The sequence below is a fragment of the Dietzia kunjamensis genome, assembly GCF_045689975.1.
GTDB classification, from domain to species: Bacteria; Actinomycetota; Actinomycetes; order Mycobacteriales; family Mycobacteriaceae; genus Dietzia; species Dietzia kunjamensis.
Window position 1 is genome coordinate 2,902,576 of the sequence record NZ_CP143297.1, and the last position, 25,098, is coordinate 2,927,673.

Below are 25,098 nucleotides of genomic sequence, written 5' to 3' on the forward strand. Positions count from 1 at the left end.
CCTGGGCGTACCTGAAGGCTAACTGGCTATCTCATGTGTAATGCCCGTGGCCTGGCGGGAGCGGAGTCCGCGTCGGTGCGGTCGGCGCCCCTGAAGCCCCGGAATCACAGGTCGGTCCGCTACGGTGGCGGGTCGACGCGGCCCGTCCGGGGCCGGCGACGCGCACCGGGAGTAGTAGATGACGACGACGAGCCAGCAGCCGGCCGCCGGGGATCCGAACCCCGCGGGACAGCCGGGCGGGGGCCCGGAGGGTGGGGCACGTCCGGACAGCGGCCGGCAAGGCGGTCGCGGCTGGCGGGGCGGCGTGGCCGTCGCGGCGGCCGTGGTCGTGGCACTCCTCGTGATCGCCGCGCTCGCGTGGCTTTTCCTCGCGGGCCCGCTGTCGTCGTCCGCTCGGGCCGAGCGGGACGTCGAGCAGACGCTGGAGAGCATGAGTTCGGCGGGGTCGTTCGCCGAGTTCAACGGGCACATGTGCGCGGAGAACCGCGTGCCGCAGGAGCTCGTCGACACCATCACCGCGTCGAGCGAGGCGACGGGCTCGGACCTCGACTCGATGTTCCGCGAATCGATCGCGGGTTCGTTCCCCCAGGATCTCGAGGTGCTCGGGGTCGAGATCAGTGACAACGGCGCCGAGGCGACCGCGACCGTGGAGTCGGCGTCCGACGGGACGGGCCCGGAGCAGATTCACATGCGCGACGAGGACGGCGCCTGGAAGATGTGCCAGCCCGGAGTCGGGATGGGCGCGGTCCCGCAGGACCAGCAGCCGGGCTGACCCGACCCGTCGAGGGCGAAGCGGGCCGCCAACGGTCAGGCGGGCCGGGTCTGCCGCTGGCAGTCAGGCTGGCCGGGAACCGTCTCGGCCGGTGCGGTAGTCCCGCTCGATGCCGGGCGGATTGGTGAGGTGGCCGTCGTCGGCGATGAGACGGTCGACGTGTTGTCGCCATCGGTGGTCGAGAATCCGGTCGCGCGCCTGGGCCAGCGGCCCGTGTGGTGTGGTGCGGTGTTCGTGACCGGTCTCGGTGATGATGGTCAGCTCACCGAGCGGTCCGGGTCGGTAGGCGCAGTGCCCGAAGGTCTTCTCCCGATGGTGCTTGCGACACAGGCACACGAGGTTCCACTCGGCGGTGGGTCCGCCCAGTTCAGGTCGCTGATGATCGAAGGCGATGACATGGTCGATCTCACAGTCGTGGGCGTCGACAGTGCACCCCGGGTGGCGGCACGTGCCGTCGCGGAGCCGGATTCGCTCGGCCAGCGCCGGGGTGATGAAGTACTTGAGCACCGCGTCCGGTGTGTCCTGGACACCCGGCTGCGGGTCGAGCATCTCGAACCTGACCCTGGAGTCGCCGCCGGACAGGAGCTCCTCACACAGCCAGTCGAAGCTCGAATAGGCGCCGTTCACGAACTGCACGCGGTTGGGCAGCCCCTGGGCGACGCTGTCGATGATCGAGATCCGGATGGGTTGCTCGGTGCCCCACGACGCTCCCAGCGGGGGGCCTGTCGGCGGCGTCGGCGCGGGTGCCGGTAGTGGCATCGCACGCGCCCGCCGACTCTTCCGCGTCGTACAGGCTCGTGCCGATGTCGTTGGTCGTGGGGTCCCCGAGTGCGCACAGGGCGTCGGCGCGCAGTTGGTCGCGCGTGCGGGGGTGGCCCGACTCCGAGGCAGCGCGGGCGGCGGAGTCGATCCGGCGGCGGAGCTTCTCTGCATCCCCGCTGGGCAGCGAGGCCCACATGCTGGTCATGCCGTCGCGGGCCGGGCGGAACCGAACCGTCCGCTGGTCGACGGCGGCGTCCACGGCGTCGCCGGCGGCCTGTGGGTCATGACGCTCCCGGGACGCGTCGACCGCCGTGTCCAGGGCCGAGCGACTGGGCCGGTGGCCCCCGTCGAGGTCTCGGCTCAGGGCGCCGACGACGTCCGATTCCACCGCACCGATGATCGTGTCGGGCACCTCTGCCAGACGGCAGGCGGCGTCGATCGCCAACTGTTCGGGGAACAGTCCGCGTTCGATGGCCTTGCGGAGACGCGGCAGACGCGTGTGGACCTGCACGCCGGCCGTGACCAGGCGCGAAGCATGCCACCCGGTCAGCGACATGGCCGCGGCCAGGTGGTCGCGCGCACGGTCAGTGGGTTCGAGTCGGGAGTAGGCGGGACGCGAGTCCCCGAAGGGCGGCGCATCCGCCGGCCCCGGGGAGCCCCTGTCGACACTCCCCATCGCCTGGACCAACAGGTGGGCCGCCTGCAGCCGGGTCGCCGCCGCCAGGTTCTGCGCCAGCGTCGCCGAGCGCGCCACCTCGCTCAGGGCCTCGGTGCCCAGGGTGTCGAGGGACTCCGGCACCGCGCGGAGCGCCCCGGCGAAAGCCGACCTCGTCGTCGTCCCCGTTTCCTCGCTCACCACCGCACCCCCTTCAGCGTCGCACCCGAATCGAACATACAAGCGATCTTACCGGCGCCCTCCGCGTAGCACAAGGGTTCGATTCGGCGGCGAGAGGTCCACCACGACAGCGGCGCCCCTCCGGGTGGAGGAGCGCCGCTGGTGGGGCAGGGTCAGGCCGCGATGAGACCCGACCGGTCAGGCAGGCTGACCAGGCCGCTTTCGATCAGGACGTGTTCACTCGAGCAGCGTTCGATCAAGCAGCGCTCACTCAAGCAGCGTTCACTCAAGCAGCGGCACCCTTGGACTTGCCGGCCGACTTCAGGTCGTTGCACGCCTCGACGACGCGCTCGGACATGGCCTGCTCGGCCTTCTTCAGGTAGGAACGCGGGTCGTAGACCTTCTTGTTGCCGACCTCGCCGTCGACCTTGAGGACGCCGTCGTAGTTGCCGAACATGTGCGCGGCGATCGGCCGGGTGAACGCGTACTGGGTGTCGGTGTCGACGTTCATCTTGATGACGCCGTAGGACAGCGCCTCCTCGATCTCGCTCTTGGCCGAACCCGAGCCGCCGTGGAAGACGAAGTCGAACGGCAGGTCACCGGCGTTGAGGCCCAGCTTCTCGACCGCGACGTCCTGGCCCATCTTCAGCACCTCGGGCTTGAGCTTGACGTTGCCCGGCTTGTACACGCCGTGGACGTTGCCGAAGGTCGCGGCCAGCAGGTAGCGCTGCCCGGTGTTGCCGGCGCCGAGGGCGTCGATGGTGGCCTCGAAGTCCTCACGGGAGGTGTAAAGCTTCTCGTTGATCTCGTTCTCGACGCCGTCCTCCTCGCCGCCGACGACGCCGATCTCGATCTCGAGGATCTGCTTGGCGTTTGCCGTCTTCTCGAGCAGCTCCTTGGCGATCTCCAGGTTGCGGTCGAGCGGGGTGGCCGAGCCGTCCCACATGTGGGACTGGAAGAGCGGGTTCTCGCCGCGGTCGACGCGCTCCTGCGAGATCTCGATGAGCGGCCGCACGAAGCCGTCGAGCTTGTCCTCGGGGCAGTGGTCGGTGTGCAGCGCGACGAGGACGTCGTACTTCGCCGCCACCACGTGCGCGAACTCGGCGAGCGCGACCGCGCCGGTGACCATGTCCTTGACGTTCAGGCCGGAGCCGAACTCGGAACCGCCGGTGGAGAACTGGATGATGCCATCGGACCCGGCATCGGCGAAGCCCTTGATGGCCGCGTTGATGGTCTCCGAGGACGTGCAGTTGATCGCCGGGTAGGCGAAGCCCTCGTTACGGGCCCGGTCGAGCATGTCCTTGTACTGTTCGGGAGTTGCGATGGGCATGTGGTCTCCTCCAGGGTTCTCGGCTGTGCGACGTGCGCATCTCGGGGCGCCGCACCCCTGTGGAGGTGGGCGCACACCCTCCAGCCTAGGCCAGCGTGACGACGCGCACCCGCGAGCCGTGCGGTGCCGGTCAGCCGGGGAGCAGTTCGGCCAGCGCCGCGTCGGCCCGGGCGAGGTCATCGCGGTCGAAAGTCGAGGTGGACGCCATGATTTCGTCGGCCCCGGTCCGCTCGACGAGCACGGCTAGTTCGCGTGCGACCTTCTCCGCGTCCCCCTGGACGGCCCCCGCCATCCAGTCCTCCACCCGGCGCAACTGCTGCGGACGGAACCTCCGTTCCAGGATCTCCGTCGGCGACCGCAGCGGGCCGAACACCCCGGTCTCCCGGGATTCCGCCATCGCCCACGCCTCCGGGAGGAGTAGCTGTCGCGCGGTCCGGACCGAGTCGGCGACCATCACCTCCAGGCTCACCACCACATAGGGCTCCGGCGTGGCCTCGCTCGGCCGGAACATCTCGCGGTAGCGATCCAGGGGCGACGGGTCGGCGAGCAGCCTCGGTCCCCCGACCACGACGGGCAGTCCGGCCCGTGCAGCGACCTCCAGGCCCCGACCGGTCGCGAGCACGAACAACGGGGGCGGGGCCTCGACGACCGGCAGCGCGGTGACGGGCCCCCGACCGTGGAGGAAGTCCTGCACCGCGGTGATATCGCGGGCGAACGCGTCGGTGTCGTACTCGGCGACGCCGAGGGCCGCACGGACCGGTGCGGTGAACCCGAGCGAACGTCCCACCCCGAGGTCGATACGGCCCGGGTGCATCGCCTCGAGCATGGCGAACTGCTCGGCGACGATCAGCGGTCGATGGTTGGGCAGCATCACGCCCCCGGATCCGAGGCGGATACGGTCGGTGCGCGCGGCGGCGGCCGCGATCAACAGCGGCGGGCTCCCGCTGGCGATCCCGGGCACGGCGTGGTGCTCGGCCGTCCAGTAACGATGGAAGCCCAGGGCGTCGGCCCGCTCCGCGCGGGCCAGGGTGCCCTCGATCGCGGCGGCATGGGACTCGCCGACGCGGGTCCGGGACCTGTCCAGGAGACTGAGGCGGAGGGTGTCCGGCAGGTCGGTGGGGGCCACGACCACACCGTAGCGCCGGAAGTGATGTCGATCGCGGACACGGCCGGTCGTGCGCCGATCAGCGTGGCCCGCGCCAGCGCAGCGCGACGACCGCGGCACCGATCACCACGAGCACTCCGATCCCCTGCAGACCCGGGGAGTCGTCGGCCTCACCGAGGGCGACCGCCGTCGCCCCCAGCGCGGTCATGGCCAGCACTGCGGCCAGGACCAGCAGGAAGTGCACCCGGCGCTTCATTCCTCGACCCATTCGAGCAGGTCGCCGGGCTGGCAGTCGAGCACCCGGCACATCGCCTCGAGCGTGCTGAACCGCACGGCCTTGGCCCGACCGTTCTTCAGCACCGAGACATTGGCGGGCGTCAATCCCACCCGCTCCGCGAACTCTCCGACGCTCATCTTGCGCTTGGCGAGTTCGACGTCGATCCGCACGATGATCGGCATCAGACCACCGTGTCCATCTCGGAGCGCAGGGAGGTCGCCTGCCGGAGGAGCGCGCGCATGACGACCATGAGCAGCGCGGCGACCGTGATGATGACGACGACGAGGAAGAGCAGTAGCGGCAGGCCGGGATCAGTCGCGTTGATGCCGACCAGCACGAGCACCACCACGAGCATCGCCCAGGCGGCGACGATCGCCCCCAGGATCACATCGACCCAGACCAGGGACCCGTCCGTGAAGATGCGGTCGGCCCTGACCATCGAGAGCAGCTTCCAGGTGGCCACCACCACGACCTGGATGCACACCACCCAGTAGATCGATACGGCCGTCAGCGGCCACCGCAGGTGCGCGTCGCCCGGTGACGTCTCGGCCATGTGCGCGAACTGCCCGGGCAGGGACATGGTCTGCAGCAGGACCAGTATCGCGAACAGCACCACCAGGCACACCCGCAACGGCAGGACCGCTCGTTTCTCGATGTTCATACACCGACTATGGACCTCTACCTATCGAAAATCAATAGGTGCGGGAAACGGCGGGCAGGCGGGCGCGGTGGGCGGGCGAGATGGCGATCAGGCCGGGGCGGCGTGTTCGCGGATCCAGGCGTGCATGGCGATCCCGGCGGCCACGCCGGCGTTGATCGAGCGGGTCGAGCCGAACTGGGCGATCGAGACGGTCTTCGCGGCCCGCAGGCGCGCGTCCTCGCTCACCCCGGGCCCCTCCTGACCGAAGAGCAGGACGCAGTCACGCGGCAGGCTCGCGGTCTCGAGCGGCTCGGCACCGGGGAGGTTGTCGACGGCGACGACCGGCAGCCCCTCGGAGCTGGCCCACTCCATGAGGGCGCCGACGTCGGCGTGGTGGCGCAGGTGCTGGTAGCGGTCGGTGACCATGGCCCCGCGTCGGTTCCAGCGGCGGCGGCCCACGATGTGCACCTCGGCGGCCAGGAAGGCGTTGGCGGTGCGCACGACGGTGCCGATGTTGGCGTCGTGGCCGAAGTTCTCGATGGCCACGTGGAAGGGGTGCCGACGGGTGTCGAGGTCGGCGACGATCGCCTGGCGGCGCCAGTAGCGGTAGCGGTCGACCACGTTGCGGCGGTCGCCTGCGTCCAGGAGGTCGAGATCCCACCGGTCGCCGGCCGGGCGCGGTTCTCCGGGATGCTCAAGCTCCCACGGGCCGACGCCGACCGCGCCCTCGCCCCACTCGGTCGGGCCCGCCGCCGTCACGAGGTCAGGCGCTGATTGGACAGCTTGACGAGTCGACTGGGGGCGACCTGCGAGGCCAGGTACATGGCGGTGGCCTGCTTCCCGACCGGCCGGTGGACCTCGCGGCCCAGCGCCCGGCGGATCCTGCCGAACACCCCGGAGGACTCACGCGCCGTCTGCTCGGCCAGGTCGAGGATCTCGCCGGCGACGTCGCCCTCCGTGAGACGCACGCCCATCGTGCGCATCCCGGTGGTGTTCACGCCCTCGAGCATTCCGGTGCCCACGTACAGCGGCCACACCGAGCACACCCGGATGCCGTGGCGGGCCCACTCCAGGTCCAGTGCCTCGGTGATCCCGCGGACCGCGAACTTGGTCGCCGAGTACGTCGCCATCTCGGCCTGGCCGTAGATCGCCGACGCCGAGCAGAGGTTCACCACGGTCGGGGTGGCGGACTTCTCCAGGAACGGGAACGCGGCGCGACAGCCGTAGAGCACCCCCTTGACGTTGACGTCCACCAGCGCGGCGTCCTGCTCGAAACTCGCGTCCATGAACGGAGTGCCGTAGAGCAGGCCGGCGTTGTTGACCAGCACGTCCAGCGCGCCACCGCTACGGGCGGTGAGCTCGGTGAGAGCGGCCTCCCACGCGTCGGGATCGGTGACGTCGAGCGAACCGGTGACGATCCGCTCGTCTCCCTCGGCCCACGCACAGGGCTGGAGGTCGTACGCGCCCACGAGGTAGCCGGCGTCGGCGAACCGGCGCGCGGTGGCCTCGCCGATCCCGCGGCCGGCGCCGGTGACCAGGACCGTACGGACCGTGCCGGTGGACGGCGTGCCGGGACCCGGTGCGCCCGCGGCGGTCACGACGCGCTCCCGGCGGTACGCGCCGCGGCGGCGGTACCGGTGAGCAGCAGGAGCGCCGCGGTGGAATAGGTGTCGATCACTCCGACGTCCAGCGCCCGGGCGAGTGCGGTCCCGCCCGCGGTCGTGCGCCGGGCCAGGATCAACGCGTCGCTGAGCAGGAAGACCGGCCCGGCGACCGCCAGGACCGAGGCCGCCGGTCCGTGCGACCGGTCGACGGAGGTGGCCAACGCGGACAGCGTGGCGAGCAGCCCCCCGTACGCGGCGAGCGGGGCGTTGGCGCGATCCTCCGTGAGCAGCACGGCGCCCGCGACGCCGGCGACGACACCGTGCACGGCGGACTGCACCGGCTTGAACCGCAGCCCCGACCGGAGCATGAGTCCGCCCAGGGCCAGGTGCCCCGCCCCGAACGCCGCCGCACCCGCGACGAGCCTCGACTTGGACCGGCTCGCGTGGCCGCCACCGAGCATGAGGATCACGTCGCCGGCGGTGTACGCCGCTCCGGTGGCCGACAGCAGCGCGGTGTCGACCGCGGAGAGCCGACCGTCGCGCAGCGCGATCGCCAGCGCCGCCGGCACGATCACCGGCTTGCACAGCTTCTCCAGCGCGCCGACCCCGGTGGCCTTGGCGATCTCCGTCCCCGCGGCGGCCGCGAGGAACGCGGGCCCCTCCGGGCGGGACGTGTCGCCGAGTGCGCTCACCCGCTCCGTCAGCGCCTGCACCAGGCGATCGCGGAATGTCCTCGTCGTCGTCGTTGTCGTCGTCGTATCCATGCCGGTCACTCCAGTCCCAGGTCGGTCAGGCCCAGCAACGCGCGGTACTCCACGCCCTCGGCCCGGATCACGTCGTCGGCACCGGTCGCGCGGTCCACCACGGTGGCCACGCCCACGACCTCGGCGCCCGCCTCGCGCAGGGCGGCCACGGCCGTGAGCGGCGAGTTCCCGGTGGTCGTGGTGTCCTCGACGACCAGGACACGGCGACCGACGATGTCGGGGCCCTCGATGCGGCGCTGCATCCCGTGCTTCTTGGCCTCCTTGCGCACCACGAACGCGTCGATCGGCCGGCCGGGCGCGTGCATGATCGCCGTGGCCACCGGATCGGCGCCCAGCGTCAATCCACCGACGGCGTCGAAGTCCCAGTCCGCGGTGAGTTCGCGCAGCAGCCGACCGATCAACGGCGATGCCTCGTGGTGCAGCGTGGCGCGGCGCAGGTCGACGTAGTAGTCGGCCTCGCGCCCCGAGGAGAGGGTGACGCGTCCGTGGACGACGGCCAGCTCGGCGACCAGCTCGGACAGTCGCGTGCGGGCCTGGGCGTCGACGGTGACGGGATCGGTCATGGGACTCCTCGCGGGGACACGGTGTTCATTGACACGGTTGTGTGGTGACACGGTTTGTGGTGACACGGTGGGCGGAACGGCTGCCCCCGACTCTAGTCCGCCCCCGGAACAACCCGACCCGCTGCGGCGTCGGGTCAGTCCCTGATGTCGGGCGGGAGCCGAAGCTTCGCGGTCTGCTCCACGTCCGGGTCGATGCCGGGACGCTCGCGGCCGGAGGCATCGTCCGCCTGCTCGCCGGCCTCGTGGCTGGGTCGCCCGTCGGCCTGCTCATCAGACTCCGCGTTCGGCTCCGCGTTCGGCTCCGTGTCCGGCTCCGCGCGCCGATGATGACGTCGCCCGCTCGACGGCGTCGCCCCCACCTTGGCCGCGAGGTCAGCGACCGTCAGCCGGCCCGACTCGCCCTCCTGGCTCTCCTCGGTGGTCTCGGCCCCGTGCCGGCCACCCGACGTGCGGTCGAGGTCGGAGCCACCGTCGATGCGGGCGGCGTCGAACCGCTCGACCTCGTCGCGGATCTCGTCCTCGTCGTCCTCCGAGCCGAGCGGCTTGATGCCGGCGGCGCCGGTCGCCGCGCCCGCGGCGAGCGGAGGGACCGACGCGTCCTCGGGGTAGGCCTGCCCGACACCGCGAGTCGGACGTGACAGCGGGGGCCTCGGCGCCAGGTGGTCGGCCGCCACGTCGCCGCGGGCCGGGATCGGCCCCGACGGCTCCATGATCTCGGCGAACGGGTCGGGTTCTTCGGCGGCGGGCTCCGCGGTCTGTGCTGGCTCGGCGGCGACAGCGGTGACGGGTTCATCTGCGGCCTGGTCGCCCGCAGCGCCGTGCTCGGTGTCGTCCGCGGTGTCGTCGGCGGGGTCTCCCCGGTCGGCCACGACGGGCACGTCGGTCAGGTCGCGCGCCCCCCTGCGGTCGGGGACCAGGCGGAGGTGACCGGCCCGCCGGGGCTCGGGCGCCGGAGGCGACGTGCCCTCATCGGGGGTGACGGCGGTGGCCACGCCGGCGACCCGGCCGGTGTCCGTGTCCGTGTCCGTGTCCGTGTCGGTGTCCGTGTCGGTGTCCTCGTCGTCGACGACGGCGAAGTCCTCCGGGTCGGGCAGCGCCGCCGTCGCCGGGGCGCCGTTCGTGCCGGTGCCGACCTCGCCGTCCATCCCGACGGTGGGGTCGGCCTCAGGGCCCGCCGCCGCGCCGGGCGCTCCGGGATCGATCTCGGAGGGCAACGCGCGGGCCCGCCCCCCGATCGGCGGGAACGGAGCCAGAACATCGGCAGCCCCGTGCAGTGCCATCACCACGTCATCCCAGGTGGAGGGGTCGTCGACGCCGTCGACCGTCGCCGCCACCCACTCGCCCTCGGCCCAGATGCGACGCACCCCGGCGGGCACCTCCCGAACGGCGTCGACCAGCCGATCGCGGTCGATGAGATCGAGACGGCCGTAGTCCGAGGTCCGGGCCTCCAGGACGCCGACCTCGCCGGCGTCGTGGAAGCCGGGCTCGGCCTCGACGTCCGGGCGGCTCAGGTCGAGTACCACATCGGAGGCGGTGCCGCGGCGCAGCGCGAGGACGGTGCGTCCGCCGGTGACGCCCATGATCGCCCGGCGACCACGGAAGATCCCGTGGGACACGGTGCCCAGTGCGCTGAGTCCACCAGAGAAGTCCCCGTGCATGAACTCCGGCGCCGGAGTGGGGGTCGGGGCGAACTCCCGGTCCTCCAGCCAGCGCACGACCGGCGAATCCGCCAGCGGATCGGCGGGCGACTCCTCGACCGGCTCGAGCGCGGACGTACGCTGCCGACGCGCCGGCAGCAGTGCCCGGACCCGGTCCAGCAGCCGCGGCGACGACTCCGCCGTGGGCTCGGCCGGATCGAGCGGGGCGGGATCGGCGGGGCCATCGTCGGCGACGGGGCCCGTCGTGGCGACGGCGTCCGCGCTCGCGTCCGTGTCCGCGTCGGAGCGGTCACCGAAATCGGCCACCGCGTCCGGCCCTGCCTCGGCGTCGGCGTCCGAACCGTCGGCGCCATACGCCGCCGCGGTTGTCTCCACGACATCGCGCGGCGCGTCCCCCGTCGCCGGCTGCGCGCCCACCTCCGGCTCCGGGCCGCCCTCGGCCACCTCGCGCTCGATGTCGGACGCCTCGGACCGCTGGAACGGCGCGAGACGGGGCTCGCCCGCACGCTCGGCCGAGCCGGGATCCTGTCCCACCTCATCCGCCGGCGCGTCGAGGAGCGGGACCTCGTCGTCGTCCTCCTCGTCCGGGGACTTCCCCACCGGCGGCGAGTCGACAGCCGTCCGCCTCTCGCGACGGGCGCCGCCACCCGCGCCGCCTCCCCGTTGCTTGGCGTCCAGGCGCAGCAGGACGAGCGCCGCGGCGAGCAGCACGAGGGCTACGAGGAACCAGATCCAGACCATGCCCCCAAGGGTAGTCAGGGGTGGCGGTGTGCCCGGCCAGGCGCAGCGGCGCGTGGGGGCGCGGCCGGATGAGAGACGGGCGTGGGCGAGGCGCCGAGGGCGGTCAGCGGGGCTGCTCGCCGATCGAGACCGGCCGCTTGCGGTCCGCCGACCACGCTGACCACGAGCCCGGGAACAAGCGACCCGCCTCGATCCCGGCGACCTCCATCGCCGCCAACGCGTGGCAGGCGTGGATGCCCGAACCGCAGTACACGACCGCGTCGGACCCACTGGTCACGCCCACCTCGGCGAACATGCGGCGGATCTGGTCGGCCGGCAGGAAGCGGCCGCGCTCGTCGAGGAAGTTCCCGGTGGGCATGTTCACCGCGCCCGGGATGTGTCCGGCGCGCGAGTCCATCGGCTCGGTGCGGCCCTCGTAGCGCTCCGGGGCGCGGGCGTCGATGAGCACGCCCCGCTCGGGCCACGTCGCGGTGTCCTCGATCCCGACGGTGAGCATGTGGTCCAGATCGAAGGTGAAGTCGCCGCGCGAGACCGGGTTCCCGGGCCCCACGGCGAGGTCCTCACCCTCCGCGATCCACGCCTTGAGCCCACCGTCGAGCAGGTAGACGTCCTTCTTGCCGGCCCAGCGCATGAGCCACCAGGCGCGGGCGGCCGACGTGTTGCCGCAGTCGTCGTAGATCACCACGCGACTGTCGTCGTCGATCCCGACCCGGCGCATCGCGTCCTCGAAGTCCTCGGGCGACGGGAGCGGATGACGCCCCTCGCGGACATTGCGTTGCCCCGCGAGGTCGCCGGGCAGGTCCAGGTACTGCGCGCCGGGGATGTGGCCGGACCAGTAGTGCTCCCGACCGTTCGCGTCCCCGAGCTGCCAGCGCACATCGAGGATCACCGGGGGCGGCAGCGTGACGACGTCCTCGATCAGCTCACGAGCCGTGACGAGGAGGGGGCTGACCTGGGTATCGGTGGCGGGGTCTGGGGTCACGTGTTAAGAGTAGTCCTTCCGCCGACGAGGTGGCGGGTCCCGATCGACCCGCCGTGAGCGGTCTCACGTGAACACCCGGCGGTGGGCGGCGCGCCCCGGCGCGGCCCCGCCGCCACAGGGAACCGCGGTTCAGGCGGCCGCAGGCCCGTCGCTGCGCGGGGCGAAGACCTCCAGCGGCCCCGGCGTCAGCTGCCACATGATGTCTGCGGCCTCCTGTGCCGTGTCGGCGAGACGCTCCAGCTCGCGCTGGCCGGCCGCGGGGCCGTACTCGCGGAGGAGTTCCGAGGCCTCGTCGAGCAGCCTGGCCACGTAGGTCCCGTAGGCCATCCGGTCCACGAGTGTCCGGGGGGCCGGGTCGTCGATCACCGATCCGCACTGCATGGCGGTCGCCGAGAGCAGCTGAAGAGGGACCAGCTCGAGCGGGGTCAGGGGCCGCGGGTCGGGGATCACCCCGACGCCGTCTCCCATGTCCACCACCTCCCTCGCGTGGTCGGGCCGCGGGGCCAGGTCCCGCTCGAGGAAGAACTCGAGGACGTCGTCGATCATCGTCGTCTCGTCGTCGGGCAGCGCGTCGTCGGGCAGGCCGGCGTCGGCATCGGCCGGGCCGCGGGCGACGTCCCCCTCAGCCCGGGCGATCGACCGGGCGAGAGCCCCGGCGGTACTGGCCGCCCAGCCGAGCTGCTGGCGGGCCTGTTCGAGTAGGACCCAGGCGGTGGTGGGGTCACCCAGCTCGCGGCGCTGGCGCAAGGACAGCTCGACCAGCGTGCTCATGGTGCAGAGCTGGTCCACCATCCTGCCCAGGTGGCGGGCCCGCTCAGAGGCCTCCTGACCGCGGCCGGAACCGTCCGGGGCGATGTCCGTGAGCCAGGTGGCCAGGTCCACGGTGAGGTACTCCACCACGTCGAGCGTGTAGTCCATGCCCCGGTCATGCTCCTTGCACAGGTGGGCAGTCGTGTACAGGACCGGGGACCCTCCCGTCAGGTCACCGTCGGTCGGGCCCCCGACCGTGGGCGGCGGGGCGGGCGGGGTGGGGTCGGTCGGGTCGGGGTCGGTCGGGTCGGGGTCGGTCATCTCAGGCCACCTTTCGGGGGTCGCGGTCTGTGGTGACGGAGTCGAGGAGGTCGGGAGCCAGGTGGTGCACCCAGAGGCCGGGTTGCCAGAGCCTCGAGGCCTGCCACTCCCAGCGGGCGACCTCCACGTGGGTCCGTCGCCTCCTGCGAATGTCGGCGACGCAGTCGGCGTGGTCCGCGTCCGCACTGACGAGGATCGCCGCGTCGGTGAGGCCGTCATCCGTCCACTGCGTCAGCAACTCCTGGACCGCCGCGTCCCCGTTCTCCTCGCGATGTCGACGGATCGGAACCACGGTGTCGTGCGGCGTCCGGTCTCCCGCGCGGGCCTCCTCGGCCGCGGCCCTGACCGAGACCATCCCGGGGTCGATCAGGGTGACCCGGGAGTCACGGGCCCACTGTCGCGTGGCGGCGTCCTGGGCGGCACGGGCCGCCGGGTTGGCGGCCCCCTCATGCCTCCCCAGGATGATCCCGATCCGCACCGCCCCGCCCGGCCGTCGGCGCCGGGCGACAACGCCGTCCGCGAGGCGGGGCATGTCGAGTGTGAATGTCGAGAGGGGGCGTCGCGAGTAGCCGAAGCCGTCCGCGGCTCCGAGTAGGACATTCCATCCGTCCACGATCACCGAGACGGATTCGGTGCGGGTGTGGAGGAAGGGCACGATGTTCGAATGGTGGTCGTTGTTCACGAGGGCTCCTGTGGCTTCGGGTCGGCGGGCCGGGCGCCCGTCGACCACAAGATGATCACACCGAACGGTGCAGGTCAAGCGCTATTTTGTTCGGCAAAGACCGAGGAAAACATCGAACTTAAACTGCGCCGTCCCCCATAGATCTCCGCCCCTTACCGGACCGGAAAAACCCTCGAATTTTCGAACAAATCGTGCGGGGTCAAATGCGGGAGGAATCGATAAATCGGTAAATTTCCTACCAGCGGCGATGCGCCCGGCCCACCTCCGCCGCCCCGGTCCGCGGCAGGTGCGCACACCTCTGGCACCCGCCCCGGAGGCCCGTCCCCGGGGCACGATCACGGGCCTCGACCAAGTCCGAACGCCCCCCGGGGGACGCCCCGACCGCAGCCGCCCACCTCGAGAATCGTCTGTGTGATATTCATCACAGAGACGTCGAGGGGCCGTCCGTATCCCCGACATGACGAGAGACGGGCCCGACCACCATTCACGGTGGTCGGGCCCGTCAGGCACCGGACTCGTCAGACGCCGGTCAGTCGAGGCTGAGCGACTCCCCGTCCTCCGCCAGTGACACGGTGACCGTGTCACCGTCACGGACGTCGCCGCCCAGCAGGGACCGGGCGAGCTTGTCACCAATCGCCTGCTGCACCAGCCTGCGCAGCGGGCGGGCGCCGTAAGCCGGGTCGTAACCGCGCCGGGCGAGCCAGCCCTTTGCGGCGTCGTCCACCTCGAGCGTGAGGCGGCGACCCTTGAGGCGTCGCGCGAGCTCGTCGATCTGGATGTCGACGATCGACTCCAGCTGCTCCTCGCTGAGTGCGTCGAAGACCACGACGTCGTCGAGCCGGTTGATGAACTCCGGCTTGAACGCGCGCTTGACCGCGTCCATCATCTGCTCCCGCGTCCCGCCCGCGCCCAGGTTGGACGTGAGCACCAGGATGGTGTTGCGGAAGTCGACCGTGCGCCCCTGCCCGTCGGTGAGGCGACCGTCGTCGAGCACCTGCAGGAGGATGTCGAAGACGTCCGGGTGCGCCTTCTCGACCTCGTCGAGCAGGACGATCGTGTACGGCCTGCGTCGCACCGCCTCGGTGAGCTGACCGCCGGACTCGTAGCCGACGTAACCCGGAGGGGCACCCACGAGCCGCGAGACGCTGTGCTTCTCGGAGTACTCGCTCATGTCGATCCGGACCATGGCCCGCTCGTCGTCGAACAGGAACTGCGCGAGCGCTTTGGCCAGCTCGGTCTTGCCCACGCCCGTCGGGCCGAGGAACAGGAACGACCCGGTGGGGCGGTTGGGATCGGCGACCCCGGCGCGCGCGCGGCGGACCGCGTCGGAGACGGCCTGGACGGCCTCTCTCTGGCCCACGACCCGGCGACCGAGTTCATCCTCCATGCGCAGGAGCTTCTCGGTCTCACCCTCGAGCATCTTCCCCACGGGGATTCCGGTCCACGCGGAGACGACCTCGGCGACGTCCTCCGGGCCGACCTCCTCCTTGAGCATCGCGCCCGCCGCGGCCTCGGACTCCTCGGCATCCGCGAGCTGCTTCTCCAGCTCCGGCAGACGCCCGTAGCGGATCTCGGCCACCCGCGCGTAGTCGCCGTCACGCTCGGCCTTCTCGGACTCGGTGCGCAGGGCGTCCAGTTCCTCCTTGATCTTCTGCACGCCCTCGATGGCGGTCTTCTCGTTCTGCCAGCGGGCGGTGAGCTCGGAGAGCTGCTCCTTGGCGTCGGCCAGCTCGGCCTGCAGGGCCACCAGTCGATCCTTGGACGCCGCGTCGGTCTCCTTCTGCAGCGCCACCTCCTCGATCTCGAGCCGGCGGACGATCCGCTCGGCGGCGTCGATCTCCTCGGGCCGTGAGTCGATCTCCATCTTGAGGCGGCTGGCGGCCTCGTCGACGAGGTCGATCGCCTTGTCCGGCAGGAACCGCTGCGTGATGTAGCGATCCGAGAGCGCGGCGGCGGAGACGAGGGCGGAGTCGGTGATGCGCACACCGTGGTGCACCTCGTACCGCTCCTTGAGGCCGCGGAGGATCCCCACGGTGTCCTCGACGCTCGGCTCGCCCACGTACACCTGCTGGAAGCGGCGCTCCAGGGCCGCGTCCTTCTCGATGTACTTGCGGTACTCGTCGAGGGTCGTGGCGCCGACCAGCCGCAGCTCACCGCGGGCGAGCATCGGCTTGATCATGTTGCCGGCGTCCATCGAGCCCTCGCCGGTCGCTCCCGCGCCGACGATCGTGTGGATCTCGTCGATGAACGTGATGATCTGCCCCTCGGCCGCCGTGATCTCGTCGAGCACCGCCTTGAGGCGCTCCTCGAACTCGCCGCGGTACTTCGCGCCGGCGACCATCGACCCCAGGTCGAGCGAGAGCAGGGTCTTGCCCTTGAGGGATTCGGGGACGTCGCCCGCGATGATGCGACGGGCCAGCCCCTCGACGATGGCGGTCTTGCCGACCCCGGGCTCGCCGATGAGCACCGGGTTGTTCTTCGTGCGGCGGGAGAGGACCTGGACGACGCGCCGGATCTCGGAGTCGCGCCCGATCACCGGGTCGATCTTGCCCTCGCGGGCACGGGCGGTGAGGTCCGTGGCGTACTTCTCGAGAGCCTGATACTGGTCCTCGGGGTTCTCCGTGGTCACGCGCGTGTTGCCGCGGACCGCCGTGAACGCCGCCTTCAGGGCGTCCTCGGTGGCACCGAGCTCGGTGAGGAGCTTGGCCGCATCGCCACCGGTGTGACCGGCCGCGATCCCGACGAGGACGTGTTCGGTGGAGACGTAGTCGTCGCCCATCTCCGCCGCGAGGGTCTGGGAGTAGTTGATGACGGCGAGGGCGTCCCGGTTGAAGTTGGGGGCGGCGAGCCCCGAGCCGGACGCCTTGGGGTAGCCGCCGACGAGGCCCTTCGCCTGGGTCAGGGCGAGCTGCGGGTCCACCCCGCAGGCCTGGAGGAGGGGACCCGCGATCCCGTCCTGTTGTTCGAGCAGGGCCACGAGCAGGTGGCCCGGACGCACATCCGGGTTACCCGCCGCGGAGGCGGCTTGGACTGCGGCCGACAGAGCCGCCTGGGTCTTGGTCGTGGGGTTGAACTGGCTCATCGACCGGTCCTTTCTTCGACGTATTGTTGAGCGTACTGGAATCAATACCGGTTCCGTTTCGTCCGGACGCCTCGTACAACCTCCGCCTCCTTGAGTCTATTCCACTCAAGTAGAGCGCCCGGATGTGAACGCCGTCACGATATTCGATTGCGGATAGCAACCGGTAGCGCCATGGATCACTACAGTCCCCTAGCCCGCGCGACCAGGATCGCCATCTACGTCCTGGCGGTCACCGTCCCGGTGGTGATCGCCCTCGCGGTGGTCGGCACGACCCCGTACCTACTGGACAAGGTCCCAGAACGGCACCGCGACACGGTCGCGGCGATCGGAGAGGTCGCGGTCCGGCTCTCCGGTGGCAACGGCGGGATCTTCCGCGCCGGCGACGCCCGCGCCGTCGACACCACGATCCCCGGTGCCCCGGTGCCGCTGCGCGGGGAATGGTCGCCGCGACGCCCGGAGGATTTCCCGCCGCCGGCCGGGCTCGTCGAGGGCGTCGACTACGCCGTCGAGACCACCGACGACGGGTACCTGGCCCACTGGCCGTGTGAGCACGAGATCCCGGTGCGGTCCTTCGATGCCCCACCGGGGAGCGAGACAGATCTGGCCTGGGCGGTGGATACGCTCGCCTTCTCCAGCGGGCTACCGCTGCGCTACACCGGACCGGGCGCTCCCGACCAGAAGGACGTGGAGGGTGCCCTGTCGGTGACGTACGGCGACCATCCGATGTTCCACACCCACGGCGCGGCGGGGGTCGGCGGCGGCGCGGTCTGGCCCCGGGGCCTCATCCTGCAGGGGACCGTCGTGATCCAACCCGGCCAGGTCAGTCCCGTCCCCGGAGACCCCTGGTCCCGAAGTCTGACCCTGCACGAACTGATGCACGCCGTCGGGATCGACCACGCCGGACCCCACCGTCCCGAGATCATGACGGAGGAGCGGATCGGCGAGATCCAGACGATCCTCGGCTACGGCGACCGGTTCGCGCTGCACATGGTCGGGTGCCACTGAGCCCGGGCATCGCCCGAACGAGGAATGCCGCCGACCCCGCGGGCCTACGCTCGCCTCATCTGACGACACCATCCCCGGAGGTTCCCATGTCCACCCGTCCCCGCCCCGCGGCACTGGCCGCCGCCACCGCCCTCGCCCTCGCCGCGCTGACCGGCTGCGGTGCGATGGACCCGAACAAGGGAGGAGACACCACCTGTGGCGACTACATGGAGATGGCGCCCGAGGACCAGCGCGAGGTGATCACCACCTTCCTCGACGAGAAGGGGCAGTCCGATCCCGCCGGCATGGAGGTCACGCTCAACCAGGAGGCGGCCAAGCTTTACTGCAGCACCGTGGGTCAGACCAGCGATCCGATCCGCAACGCCGAGACCGGGTGACCCCTGAGCATCTCACCCCGTACCCCCACCCGACCGGAGTCGACACCCAGCCCGCTGCCCGACCGCTACGAATGAGTGGTGAGAATAGTGGCGGGCGAACCGGAGGTGCAGCGATGAGGAACGGCGTCGTCGTCGACATCGGTGGCAGTGGTACGCGGATCGGCGCCGTGGTCGACGGCCACGTGGTGGGCGTCCACGGGGCCGAGGTCGCCACGGCCGAGGACCTCGCCGCAGCGGTCCTCGCCGTCGACGACTCCCCCGCCGGTGTGGGCGTGTCCCTCCACGGACACGTCGACGCGGACCGGGGACGCGTGGTGTCCTCGCGGGCCGCCGCCTGGGCGGAGGGCGACCTGCGTACCGAACTCGTGTCGCTGATCGACGCGCCCGTCTCCGTCATCGGCGACGGTGACGCCCATGCTCTGGCACTGACGCGACTGCCCGACGTGGAGTTCGGCGGGATCGCCATCTCGCTCGGCTCCTCCCTGGCGTTCGGTGCGCTCAATCACCACGGCGCGCTCATCCACCCGTGCGGCCACACCGGATGGGACCTCGGGCACTGGCGCATCGTCGGCGACGGCACCAACACCGAGGCCTGGTGGGGGCTCGGCGGTCACGGGCTGTACGACCTCGAGCGCGAGCACGGCGACGGCGCCGCCGAGATCTACGCCTACCGGCTCGGCTCGTTCCTCGTGGACGCCGTCCAGCTCTTCCGCCCTCAGACCGTCCTGCTCACGGGGGGCATCGTGGTCGGTCTGGGCAAGGCCCTGCACGGCCCGGTAGCCGAACAGCTCCAGTCCCTGCCGATCTCGGTGTCCACCCCTCGGGTGGTCTTCTCGCCGTCGCGGGACACCGCGCTGTTCGGGGCGGCCGTCGCCGCGGGGCTGGCCTTCCCCGAGCGACGCTGAGGCGACGCTCGTGGCCTGGCCCCGACACCCGGCCCGCACGTTCTAGTCGAGCAGCCCCCGCAGGTCGTCGGCGGTGAGCGCGGCCGAGAAGTGCTCACCGCTGTCCAGGACGGACGCGAACAGCTCGGCCTTGCGCCGCTGCAGCTCGACCACCCGTTCCTCGATCGTGTCCCGGGCGACCATCCGGTACACCAGCACCGGTCGAGTCTGGCCGATGCGGTGCGCGCGGTCGACGGCCTGGGCCTCGGTCGCCGGGTTCCACCACGGGTCCAGCAGGAAGACGTAGTCGGCGCCCACGAGGTTCAGCCCGACGCCGCCGGCCTTGAGGCTGAGGCAGAACACCTGCGCGCCGCCCTCGGTGAACTCACCCACGGCCCCCGCCCGGTCGGTGGTCCGGCCGTCGAGGTGCGCCACCGTGATCCCCTCTGCGCGCAGGCGGTCCACGACCGTGTCGAGGTAGGTGGTGAACTGGCTGAACACCAGCGCGCGGTGCCCCTCGGCCACCACCTCCCGCAGCGCGGCGATGAGCTCGTCGGTCTTGGCCGAGGCGACCCCGGCGTGGGCCGGGTCGATCAGCGAGGCGTCCAGGCAGAGACGCCTGAGCACGGTCAGCCCGGCGAGGATGCTGATCCGGTTGGCCTCGAAGTCGTCGAGCAGCGCCAGCAGGGACGCGCGTTGCCGCGCCAGTTCCCGCTCATAGAGCCGGCGGTGCGTGGCCGAGAGTTCGATCTCCATCACCGCATCGGTGCGCGGGGGCAGTTCGCCGGCCACGAGCTCCTTGCGTCGCCGGAGCAGGAAGGGCCGCAGTCGCCGCCGCAGCCGGTCCAGTGCGGCCGTGTCACCGTTCTTCTCGATGGGCGTGCGGTACTGGGCCCGGAAGTCCTTGGCGTCGGGCAGGACACCGCGACACGACAGCGCCGCGACCGCCCACAGCTCGGTGAGGTTGTTTTCCATCGGCGTGCCGGTCACCGCCAAGAGGAAATCGGCCCGCAGCCCGGCCAGCGCGGCGAAGAGCTTGGAGGTGGGGTTCTTGGCCTGCTGCGCCTCGTCGAGGATCACCCCGGCCCACTCCACGCCCGTGTAGGACTCGGCGTCCAGCCGCAGGACCGTCGCCGAGGTCACCACGATGTCGTGCGCGCGGGCGTCCTCGGCGACCGTGGTGGCCGACTTGGCCTCGGTCGCCGACCGCCGTGCCACGCGCAGCGTGGGCACGAATCTGCGGGCCTCGGCCTCCCAGTTGGGGACGACCGACGACGGCGCCACCACCAGGAACGGGCCCGGCGCCCCGGCGCCCGCCGCGTCGCCCCCCGGCCCGACCTCCCCGGTGTCGGCCGTCTCGTGGGCATGGGCGATGAGCGCGAGCGCCTGCACGGTCTTGCCGAGGCCCATGTCGTCGGCGAGGATGCCGCCGATCCGGTGGCGCCAGAGCATGGCGAGCCAGTCCAACCCGTGCTGCTGATAGGGCCGCAGGTCGGCGTCGAGCATGGCGGGGACGGGCACGGGTGCGGGCGTGTCGGAGGCCAGTTCGAGCAGCGCTCTGGCGCGGCCGGAGGGCGGGGCCAGGTCGTCGGCCAACTCGGCGAGGTCGGCGAGGAGACCCGCCTGCCCGAGGCCGATCCGCACGCCCGTGGAGTCCGGCTCCCTGCCCACGCGGTCGGCGGAGGCCGCCATCGCCTCGTCGAGCAGTACGCGCAGCTCCCCGAATCGCTCGAGGTCCACGGGGACCAGCAGACCGTCGGCGGTGATGAACTCCTCCTGGCCGGTGACCACAGCCCGGAACACCTCCGCGAACGGGACGGGGCGGCCCTCCACCGTCACCGAGACCGTCAGGCCCAGCCAGTCGATGCCGGACCTGTCGTCCTCGGTGGCGACGTGGATCCGCGGCCCCTCGCTCGCACGGCGGATCTGCGGCACGCCGTCGAGGACCGTCACGCGGATGCCGTCGAGGGCGCCGAGTTGCTCGATCCCGTCGGTGAGCACCAGGCCGGCGTCACGGCCGGAGATCCGGACAGAACCGTCCGCGATGATCCAGGGCCAGCCGGCCCCCGCGACCGCGGCCGCCAGGGCCACGACGTCCGGGTCGCCGTGGACGGGCCCCCGCTGGCCCAGGTCCTCCGCGGTCAGCGGGCGGCGGCGCTCGGCCTCGGTGCCGTCGGACATGCGCATCACGTCGATGCGGTACCACTGCAGGACCAACTCCAGGCCCTGCCCGGCAGCAGACCCGGCACCCGAGCCGCCGCGTGCGCCGGCTCCCGCTCCCGCTCCCGCGAGGGGGCGGATCGTCAGTTCGAGCTCGACGCGGTCCCACTCGGGCAGTTCGAGCCGCCCGACGCGGTCGACCACCGGGAACCGGTCGGCGAGGTCGGGCAGGAAGTCGGCGCAGAACTCCGCGACGGCCTCGTCCGGGACGCTGAGCGCCCGCCAGTCGCGCAGTCGCCGGGCCACGCCGGGGTCGAGCCGCCCGACCGGGGAGAGCTCCAGCACCCGGCCCCGGACCAGCGCGACCATGTCCCCGTGCTCCCCCACGAGGGCGCCGGGCAGGGGGCGGTCGACCTCCTCGTCGTCGTCGGATAGAGGCCGGGTACCGTCCGGTCCCGGTTCCACCTCGGCCGCGGCGACCAGCACCAGCTCCGAACCGTCGGGGCTCCACGCGGTCAATCCCACACGGCGGGGTGGCCCGGGCACGACCTCGCGCAGGCCGTCGCCGGGGACGATCTCGATCTCCGCCTCGGCCGCGGTCGCGATGAGCGGCCACAGCGCGGGGACCTCGGCGTCGCACAGGTCCAGCCACACGCGTGCCTGCCGGTGGCTGCGGGCGAGGGAGTCCACGGCGCGCAGCCACCCGGCCTGGGCCATCGACAGCGCGCCGTCCCAGCCGTAGCGGAGGCGGTCCCACTCCACCCCGGCCGACTTCCACCGTCCGCCACTGCCGGGGACGACGATCCGGGCCTTGAGGCGGTTGCCCAATCCGGGACGTAGGCCGCCCGGGCCGTCGTCCGGCGCCAGTTCGTCCGGGACCACCGAGAATTGCAGTCCCACCACCGGGGCCTCGCGTTGCCACCGCGGGGTGTCGAGCGCGCGCAGGGAATCCTCGGCCTGCCGCCGCCAGTCGGGGATCGAGTCGTCATCGCTCGCCTGCGCGCTGACGAACAGCATGAGGGCGGCGGCGTGTTTGCAGTTCAGCCCGACGGGGCACGAGCACATGCTGCGCAGCGGGCGGCTGGACCCGTCCGCGGCCGGCACGGTGAGGTGAACGGACGTGGAGTACCAGCGCCCGCTCCCCGCGGCGCCGCTGCTCTTGATGTTCGCGGTGAGCCGGTGGGTGGCGGCGTCGTACGCCACGTCGCGGATCCGCGTCGCGTTGGCGTAGCCGCGGGCGCGCCCCAGCGCCGCCGAGCCAACGAAGGACTCGACGTCGGACTCGGGAACCCGGACGGTCGATGTCAGCACGCCGCCAGGCTAGAGGACGACGACGACGAGGTACCCGGACACCGGAGCCGGTGAGCCCACTCCTGTGGAGGCGGAACCGGCTGTGGAGAACCGGATGCCGGTGGACCGGATCTTCCGGGCCCTGGCCGACGCGACCAGGCGGGACATCCTCCGGCACATGTCGTTCGCTGCCGTCCGCAAACACGTCAACGTACTGGAGGAGGCAGGACTGATCACCGGCCATCGGATCGGCCGAGAACGCAGGATCCGGGGAGACCTCCGGGCGATCCGGGGAGCCCAGCGGCTCCTCGACGCCTACGAGGACATGTGGCGGGCACGCGTCGACAGGCTCGACGCCCTCCTCGCCGAGGACTGACCCGTCACCGCAGGACACACAAGAGGAAAGAGGCAGGCCATGCCTGTGACATCAGTAGACAGAGACCTCGACCGGCTTACCCTGACCATCACCGCGGAGTTCCCGGTGCCGGTCCGTCGGCTGTGGGACGCGTACGTCGATCCGCGCCAGCTCGAGAAGTTCTGGGGACCGCCCACGTGGCCGGCCACCTTCACCCGGCACGACGTGTTCCCCGGCGGCCGCTCGGACTACTACATGACCGGACCGGACGGCAGCCGCGCGTGCGGGTACTGGGAGTACCTGTCGGTGGACGAGTGCCGGTCGTTCGAGGTGCTCGACGGCTTCAGCCACGACGACGGCCGGCCCAACACCGACCTGCCCACCCGCGAGGCGATGGGCCAGATCGAGGCCGTGGTCACCGACGACTCCACCTTCGCCGCCGACACCGGCACGCAGTCGCAACTCCTCGACGAGCGGACCGTGCGCGTCACCCGAATCCTGCACGGCACGCCCCGGCAGGTCTGGGACGCCCACCACGAGCCGGAGCTGCTGAACCGGTGGTTCCACGGACCCGACGGCTGGGCGCTGGTCGACTGCCGGGTCGCCCCGGCGCCCGGCGAGACCACCCGCTTCGAGTGGGCCCCCGACGACGGGGTCGAGGGCGAGGCGTTCGCCCTCACCGGGCAGCTCCTGGAGACCGACCCACCCCACCGGGAGGTCTTCACCGAGACGATGGAGGGCGTCGACGCACCGCCGACGCGCAACGAGCAGACCCTCACGGCCGTCGAGGACGGGACCCTCATGACGCTCGTCATCACCTACGACAGCGCCGACCTGCGCGAGACGATCCTCGGCACCGGCATGGTCGACGGGATGGAGGCCGGCTACCGCCGGCTGGAGGCGGAGGTGCTGACCAGCCCCTGACCACGGCTGCGCAGATCACGGCCGCGCCGCCCGCCGCCCGACCGGCTATGGCCTACCCGCGGTCCTCGAGTGCGGAGGTCCGCGGGTCGGGGTCGGTGGTGGCGGTCTTGTCCGCGAACACCCGCTCGACGGCCAGCACGATCAGCACCACGACGATGCCGGCGGCCACGGCGGCCAGGACCGTCGGCCAGTTTGCGCCGGGGGCCAGGACCTCGGCCTCCTCGGTCTGCCACGGCCACAGCGCGCGCAGTGACCCCAGCATGAGCCCGGCCATGGCCACCAGGGTGGGCTTGCGGAAGTCCTCGAGCAGGCGGTCGAGGACCTTGACGAAGAGGGAGATCCCGACGAGCGCGCCCAGGGCGAACACGCCGAGGTAGGCGAAGTTCCGGTCGTCGACGGCACCGAGGGTCGGGGCGTAGAGCCCCATCGCCAGCAACAGGTAGGACCCCGAGACGCCGGGCAGGACCAGGGCGCAGATCGCCACCGCCGCCGCGACGAACACCAGCAGGTAGGAGGGGTCACTGATCGAGCCGCTCGGCAGCCCGGACAGGACGAACGCGAACGCGGCACCGAGGACGAAGATCAGGCCCAGCACCCAGTTGCGCCCGCCCGGGGTGGCCCTCGCCATCCCCAGCGGCACCGCGATACTGGCCGCGACCATGCCGAGGAACAACCCGCGGGCGATCTCGGGACTGCCCTCGACGAACCCCTTCATCACACCGGCCATGGTGAAGACCATCGCGAGCATGCCCAGCGCCAGCGGCAGCAGCAGCCACCAGTCGACGTGCCGGAACGCCGCGCGGGTGCGGGCCCGGCGCTCCGGCCCGAGGGCGGCCGAGCGCAGACCGTCCACGACGTGCGCCCCGGAGTCCAACAACCGCGGGTACACGCCGGTCACCAGTGCCACCGTGCCGCCCGACACGCCGGGGACGAGCTCGGCCATCCCGATGAGCGCCCCGCGGACGACGTTGCCGACCATCCCCAGCGGCCCGGGCCGTTCCGGCACCGGCGAGGCGGGGTCGAGATCGGCGTCGTCGACCGGGTCGTGGGCGGACCCGACCGGGCCGTGATGGTCGTGGGCGGGCCTCGACGAATCGGCAGTCATTGCTCCAGCTTCCCCGAACCGCGCCCCAGGGTCCAAGCGGCTCACCCGCAACCGGCCGTGATGACTAGGCTCGGGGGCTAGCGGCGCGTCATCCGGCGACGTGCCCCCGGGCCGGCGTGGGAGGTCGGGA

General features: G+C 71.7%; 24 protein-coding genes. 6 read left to right on the forward strand and 18 right to left on the reverse strand.

Annotated elements, in window-relative coordinates; all coding sequences use genetic code 11:
- Positions 1–178: 178 nt before the first annotated feature.
- Entirely contained in the window at positions 179–772 is a 594-nt protein-coding gene (locus VZF99_RS13610) for a hypothetical protein (RefSeq protein ID WP_407335067.1), read from the forward strand.
- A gap of 63 nt (positions 773–835) precedes the next feature.
- Here the strand turns inward: VZF99_RS13610 and VZF99_RS13615 are convergent, their stop codons facing one another.
- The 16 genes from VZF99_RS13615 to clpB all read right to left on the reverse strand — a co-directional run bounded on the left by VZF99_RS13615 (position 836) and on the right by clpB (position 16,868).
- Positions 836–1,408, reverse strand: coding sequence for an HNH endonuclease signature motif containing protein (locus VZF99_RS13615; RefSeq protein ID WP_407335068.1), 573 nt, complete (start codon positions 1,406–1,408; stop codon positions 836–838).
- Positions 1,362–2,390: a DUF222 domain-containing protein gene (locus VZF99_RS13620; RefSeq protein WP_407335069.1), complete on the reverse strand. Its 1,029-nt coding sequence runs from the start codon at positions 2,388–2,390 to the stop codon at positions 1,362–1,364. Before VZF99_RS13620 ends, VZF99_RS13615 begins: the two co-directional genes overlap by 47 nt.
- 265 nt (positions 2,391–2,655) lie before the next feature.
- The gene (gene fbaA, locus VZF99_RS13625) at positions 2,656–3,699 is read right to left on the reverse strand and encodes a class II fructose-bisphosphate aldolase (RefSeq protein WP_067719407.1); all 1,044 of its coding nucleotides are present in this window, start codon (positions 3,697–3,699) and stop codon (positions 2,656–2,658) included.
- Positions 3,700–3,829: 130 nt separating this feature from the next.
- A complete protein-coding gene (locus VZF99_RS13630) occupies positions 3,830–4,825 on the reverse strand; it encodes an MsnO8 family LLM class oxidoreductase (protein WP_407335070.1) in 996 nt (331 codons plus the stop codon).
- Between the two features lie 58 nt (positions 4,826–4,883).
- The gene (locus tag VZF99_RS13635) at positions 4,884–5,060 is read right to left on the reverse strand and encodes a hypothetical protein (RefSeq protein WP_407335071.1); all 177 of its coding nucleotides are present in this window, start codon (positions 5,058–5,060) and stop codon (positions 4,884–4,886) included.
- On the reverse strand, positions 5,057–5,263 hold the full coding sequence (locus tag VZF99_RS13640) for a helix-turn-helix transcriptional regulator (RefSeq protein WP_069390469.1): 207 nt from the start codon (positions 5,261–5,263) through the stop codon (positions 5,057–5,059). The genes VZF99_RS13635 and VZF99_RS13640 overlap by 4 nt, the downstream gene beginning before the upstream one ends.
- Complete coding sequence (locus VZF99_RS13645) at positions 5,263–5,742, reverse strand: DUF2975 domain-containing protein (protein ID WP_120286419.1); 480 nt, start codon at positions 5,740–5,742, stop codon at positions 5,263–5,265. Before VZF99_RS13645 ends, VZF99_RS13640 begins: the two co-directional genes overlap by 1 nt.
- Before the next feature lie 87 nt (positions 5,743–5,829).
- Positions 5,830–6,480 (reverse strand): TrmH family RNA methyltransferase, encoded by a 651-nt coding sequence (locus VZF99_RS13650; RefSeq protein ID WP_407335072.1) that lies wholly within the window; start codon positions 6,478–6,480, stop codon positions 5,830–5,832.
- A complete protein-coding gene (locus tag VZF99_RS13655) occupies positions 6,477–7,319 on the reverse strand; it encodes an SDR family oxidoreductase (protein WP_407335073.1) in 843 nt (280 codons plus the stop codon). The genes VZF99_RS13650 and VZF99_RS13655 overlap by 4 nt, the downstream gene beginning before the upstream one ends.
- Entirely contained in the window at positions 7,316–8,089 is a 774-nt protein-coding gene (locus VZF99_RS13660) for a lysoplasmalogenase family protein (protein ID WP_407335074.1), read from the reverse strand. The genes VZF99_RS13655 and VZF99_RS13660 overlap by 4 nt, the downstream gene beginning before the upstream one ends.
- Before the next feature lie 5 nt (positions 8,090–8,094).
- Positions 8,095–8,652 carry an orotate phosphoribosyltransferase gene (pyrE, locus tag VZF99_RS13665; RefSeq protein ID WP_132062441.1) on the reverse strand — a complete coding sequence of 186 codons (558 nt, stop codon included), beginning with the start codon at positions 8,650–8,652 and terminating at the stop codon, positions 8,095–8,097.
- A gap of 134 nt (positions 8,653–8,786) precedes the next feature.
- Positions 8,787–11,051 (reverse strand): hypothetical protein, encoded by a 2,265-nt coding sequence (locus tag VZF99_RS13670; RefSeq protein WP_407335075.1) that lies wholly within the window; start codon positions 11,049–11,051, stop codon positions 8,787–8,789.
- Between the two features lie 103 nt (positions 11,052–11,154).
- Positions 11,155–12,033, reverse strand: a complete 879-nt coding sequence (locus tag VZF99_RS13675; protein WP_407335076.1) for a sulfurtransferase — start codon at positions 12,031–12,033, stop codon at positions 11,155–11,157.
- 129 nt (positions 12,034–12,162) lie between these two features.
- Positions 12,163–13,104, reverse strand: a complete 942-nt coding sequence (locus VZF99_RS13680; protein ID WP_120286423.1) for a hypothetical protein — start codon at positions 13,102–13,104, stop codon at positions 12,163–12,165.
- Position 13,105: 1 nt separating this feature from the next.
- Entirely contained in the window at positions 13,106–13,786 is a 681-nt protein-coding gene (locus tag VZF99_RS13685) for a hypothetical protein (protein ID WP_407335077.1), read from the reverse strand.
- A 529-nt stretch (positions 13,787–14,315) separates the two neighbouring features.
- Positions 14,316–16,868 carry an ATP-dependent chaperone ClpB gene (gene clpB / locus VZF99_RS13690; protein WP_163376298.1) on the reverse strand — a complete coding sequence of 851 codons (2,553 nt, stop codon included), beginning with the start codon at positions 16,866–16,868 and terminating at the stop codon, positions 14,316–14,318.
- 171 nt (positions 16,869–17,039) lie between these two features.
- Between clpB and VZF99_RS13695 the strand changes: the two genes are divergently transcribed.
- From VZF99_RS13695 to VZF99_RS13705, 3 genes are all read left to right on the forward strand, one after another.
- The gene (locus VZF99_RS13695; RefSeq protein ID WP_407335078.1) at positions 17,040–17,873 is read left to right on the forward strand and encodes a hypothetical protein; all 834 of its coding nucleotides are present in this window, start codon (positions 17,040–17,042) and stop codon (positions 17,871–17,873) included.
- An 86-nt stretch (positions 17,874–17,959) separates the two neighbouring features.
- Complete coding sequence (locus VZF99_RS13700; RefSeq protein WP_154829744.1) at positions 17,960–18,250, forward strand: hypothetical protein; 291 nt, start codon at positions 17,960–17,962, stop codon at positions 18,248–18,250.
- 113 nt (positions 18,251–18,363) lie between these two features.
- Positions 18,364–19,155: an ROK family protein gene (locus tag VZF99_RS13705; RefSeq protein ID WP_067719438.1), complete on the forward strand. Its 792-nt coding sequence runs from the start codon at positions 18,364–18,366 to the stop codon at positions 19,153–19,155.
- Positions 19,156–19,197: 42 nt separating this feature from the next.
- Here the strand turns inward: VZF99_RS13705 and VZF99_RS13710 are convergent, their stop codons facing one another.
- Positions 19,198–22,605: an SNF2-related protein gene (locus VZF99_RS13710; RefSeq protein ID WP_407335079.1), complete on the reverse strand. Its 3,408-nt coding sequence runs from the start codon at positions 22,603–22,605 to the stop codon at positions 19,198–19,200.
- Between the two features lie 94 nt (positions 22,606–22,699).
- Here VZF99_RS13710 and VZF99_RS13715 point away from each other — a divergent pair, with 94 nt between their 5' ends.
- Both VZF99_RS13715 and VZF99_RS13720 read left to right on the forward strand, forming a co-directional pair.
- Positions 22,700–22,960, forward strand: coding sequence for a transcriptional regulator (locus VZF99_RS13715; RefSeq protein ID WP_407335080.1), 261 nt, complete (start codon positions 22,700–22,702; stop codon positions 22,958–22,960).
- 39 nt (positions 22,961–22,999) lie between these two features.
- Positions 23,000–23,863 carry an SRPBCC family protein gene (locus VZF99_RS13720; RefSeq protein ID WP_253002507.1) on the forward strand — a complete coding sequence of 288 codons (864 nt, stop codon included), beginning with the start codon at positions 23,000–23,002 and terminating at the stop codon, positions 23,861–23,863.
- A 52-nt stretch (positions 23,864–23,915) separates the two neighbouring features.
- On the opposite strand, the gene VZF99_RS13725 is transcribed toward VZF99_RS13720, so the two are convergent.
- Entirely contained in the window at positions 23,916–24,968 is a 1,053-nt protein-coding gene (locus VZF99_RS13725) for a DUF368 domain-containing protein (protein WP_407335081.1), read from the reverse strand.
- Positions 24,969–25,098: the final 130 nt, after the last annotated feature.

Bases quoted from the DNA above. Each gene is read 5' to 3' on its own strand.
- VZF99_RS13705 (WP_067719438.1), top strand. From the start codon at position 18,364: ATGAGGAACGGCGTCGTCGTCGACATCGGTGGCAGTGGTACGCGGATC.
- VZF99_RS13610 (WP_407335067.1), top strand. From the start codon at position 179: ATGACGACGACGAGCCAGCAGCCGGCCGCCGGGGATCCGAACCCCGCG.
- VZF99_RS13715 (WP_407335080.1), top strand. From the start codon at position 22,700: ATGCCGGTGGACCGGATCTTCCGGGCCCTGGCCGACGCGACCAGGCGG.
- pyrE (WP_132062441.1), bottom strand. From the start codon at position 8,652: ATGACCGATCCCGTCACCGTCGACGCCCAGGCCCGCACGCGACTGTCC.
- VZF99_RS13700 (WP_154829744.1), top strand. From the start codon at position 17,960: ATGTCCACCCGTCCCCGCCCCGCGGCACTGGCCGCCGCCACCGCCCTC.
- VZF99_RS13635 (WP_407335071.1), bottom strand. From the start codon at position 5,060: ATGAAGCGCCGGGTGCACTTCCTGCTGGTCCTGGCCGCAGTGCTGGCC.
- VZF99_RS13670 (WP_407335075.1), bottom strand. From the start codon at position 11,051: ATGGTCTGGATCTGGTTCCTCGTAGCCCTCGTGCTGCTCGCCGCGGCG.
- VZF99_RS13660 (WP_407335074.1), bottom strand. From the start codon at position 8,089: ATGGATACGACGACGACAACGACGACGACGAGGACATTCCGCGATCGC.
- fbaA (WP_067719407.1), bottom strand. From the start codon at position 3,699: ATGCCCATCGCAACTCCCGAACAGTACAAGGACATGCTCGACCGGGCC.
- VZF99_RS13640 (WP_069390469.1), bottom strand. From the start codon at position 5,263: ATGCCGATCATCGTGCGGATCGACGTCGAACTCGCCAAGCGCAAGATG.
- VZF99_RS13695 (WP_407335078.1), top strand. From the start codon at position 17,040: ATGGATCACTACAGTCCCCTAGCCCGCGCGACCAGGATCGCCATCTAC.
- VZF99_RS13645 (WP_120286419.1), bottom strand. From the start codon at position 5,742: ATGAACATCGAGAAACGAGCGGTCCTGCCGTTGCGGGTGTGCCTGGTG.
- VZF99_RS13725 (WP_407335081.1), bottom strand. From the start codon at position 24,968: ATGACTGCCGATTCGTCGAGGCCCGCCCACGACCATCACGGCCCGGTC.
- VZF99_RS13680 (WP_120286423.1), bottom strand. From the start codon at position 13,104: ATGACCGACCCCGACCCGACCGACCCCGACCCGACCGACCCCACCCCG.
- VZF99_RS13720 (WP_253002507.1), top strand. From the start codon at position 23,000: ATGCCTGTGACATCAGTAGACAGAGACCTCGACCGGCTTACCCTGACC.
- clpB (WP_163376298.1), bottom strand. From the start codon at position 16,868: ATGAGCCAGTTCAACCCCACGACCAAGACCCAGGCGGCTCTGTCGGCC.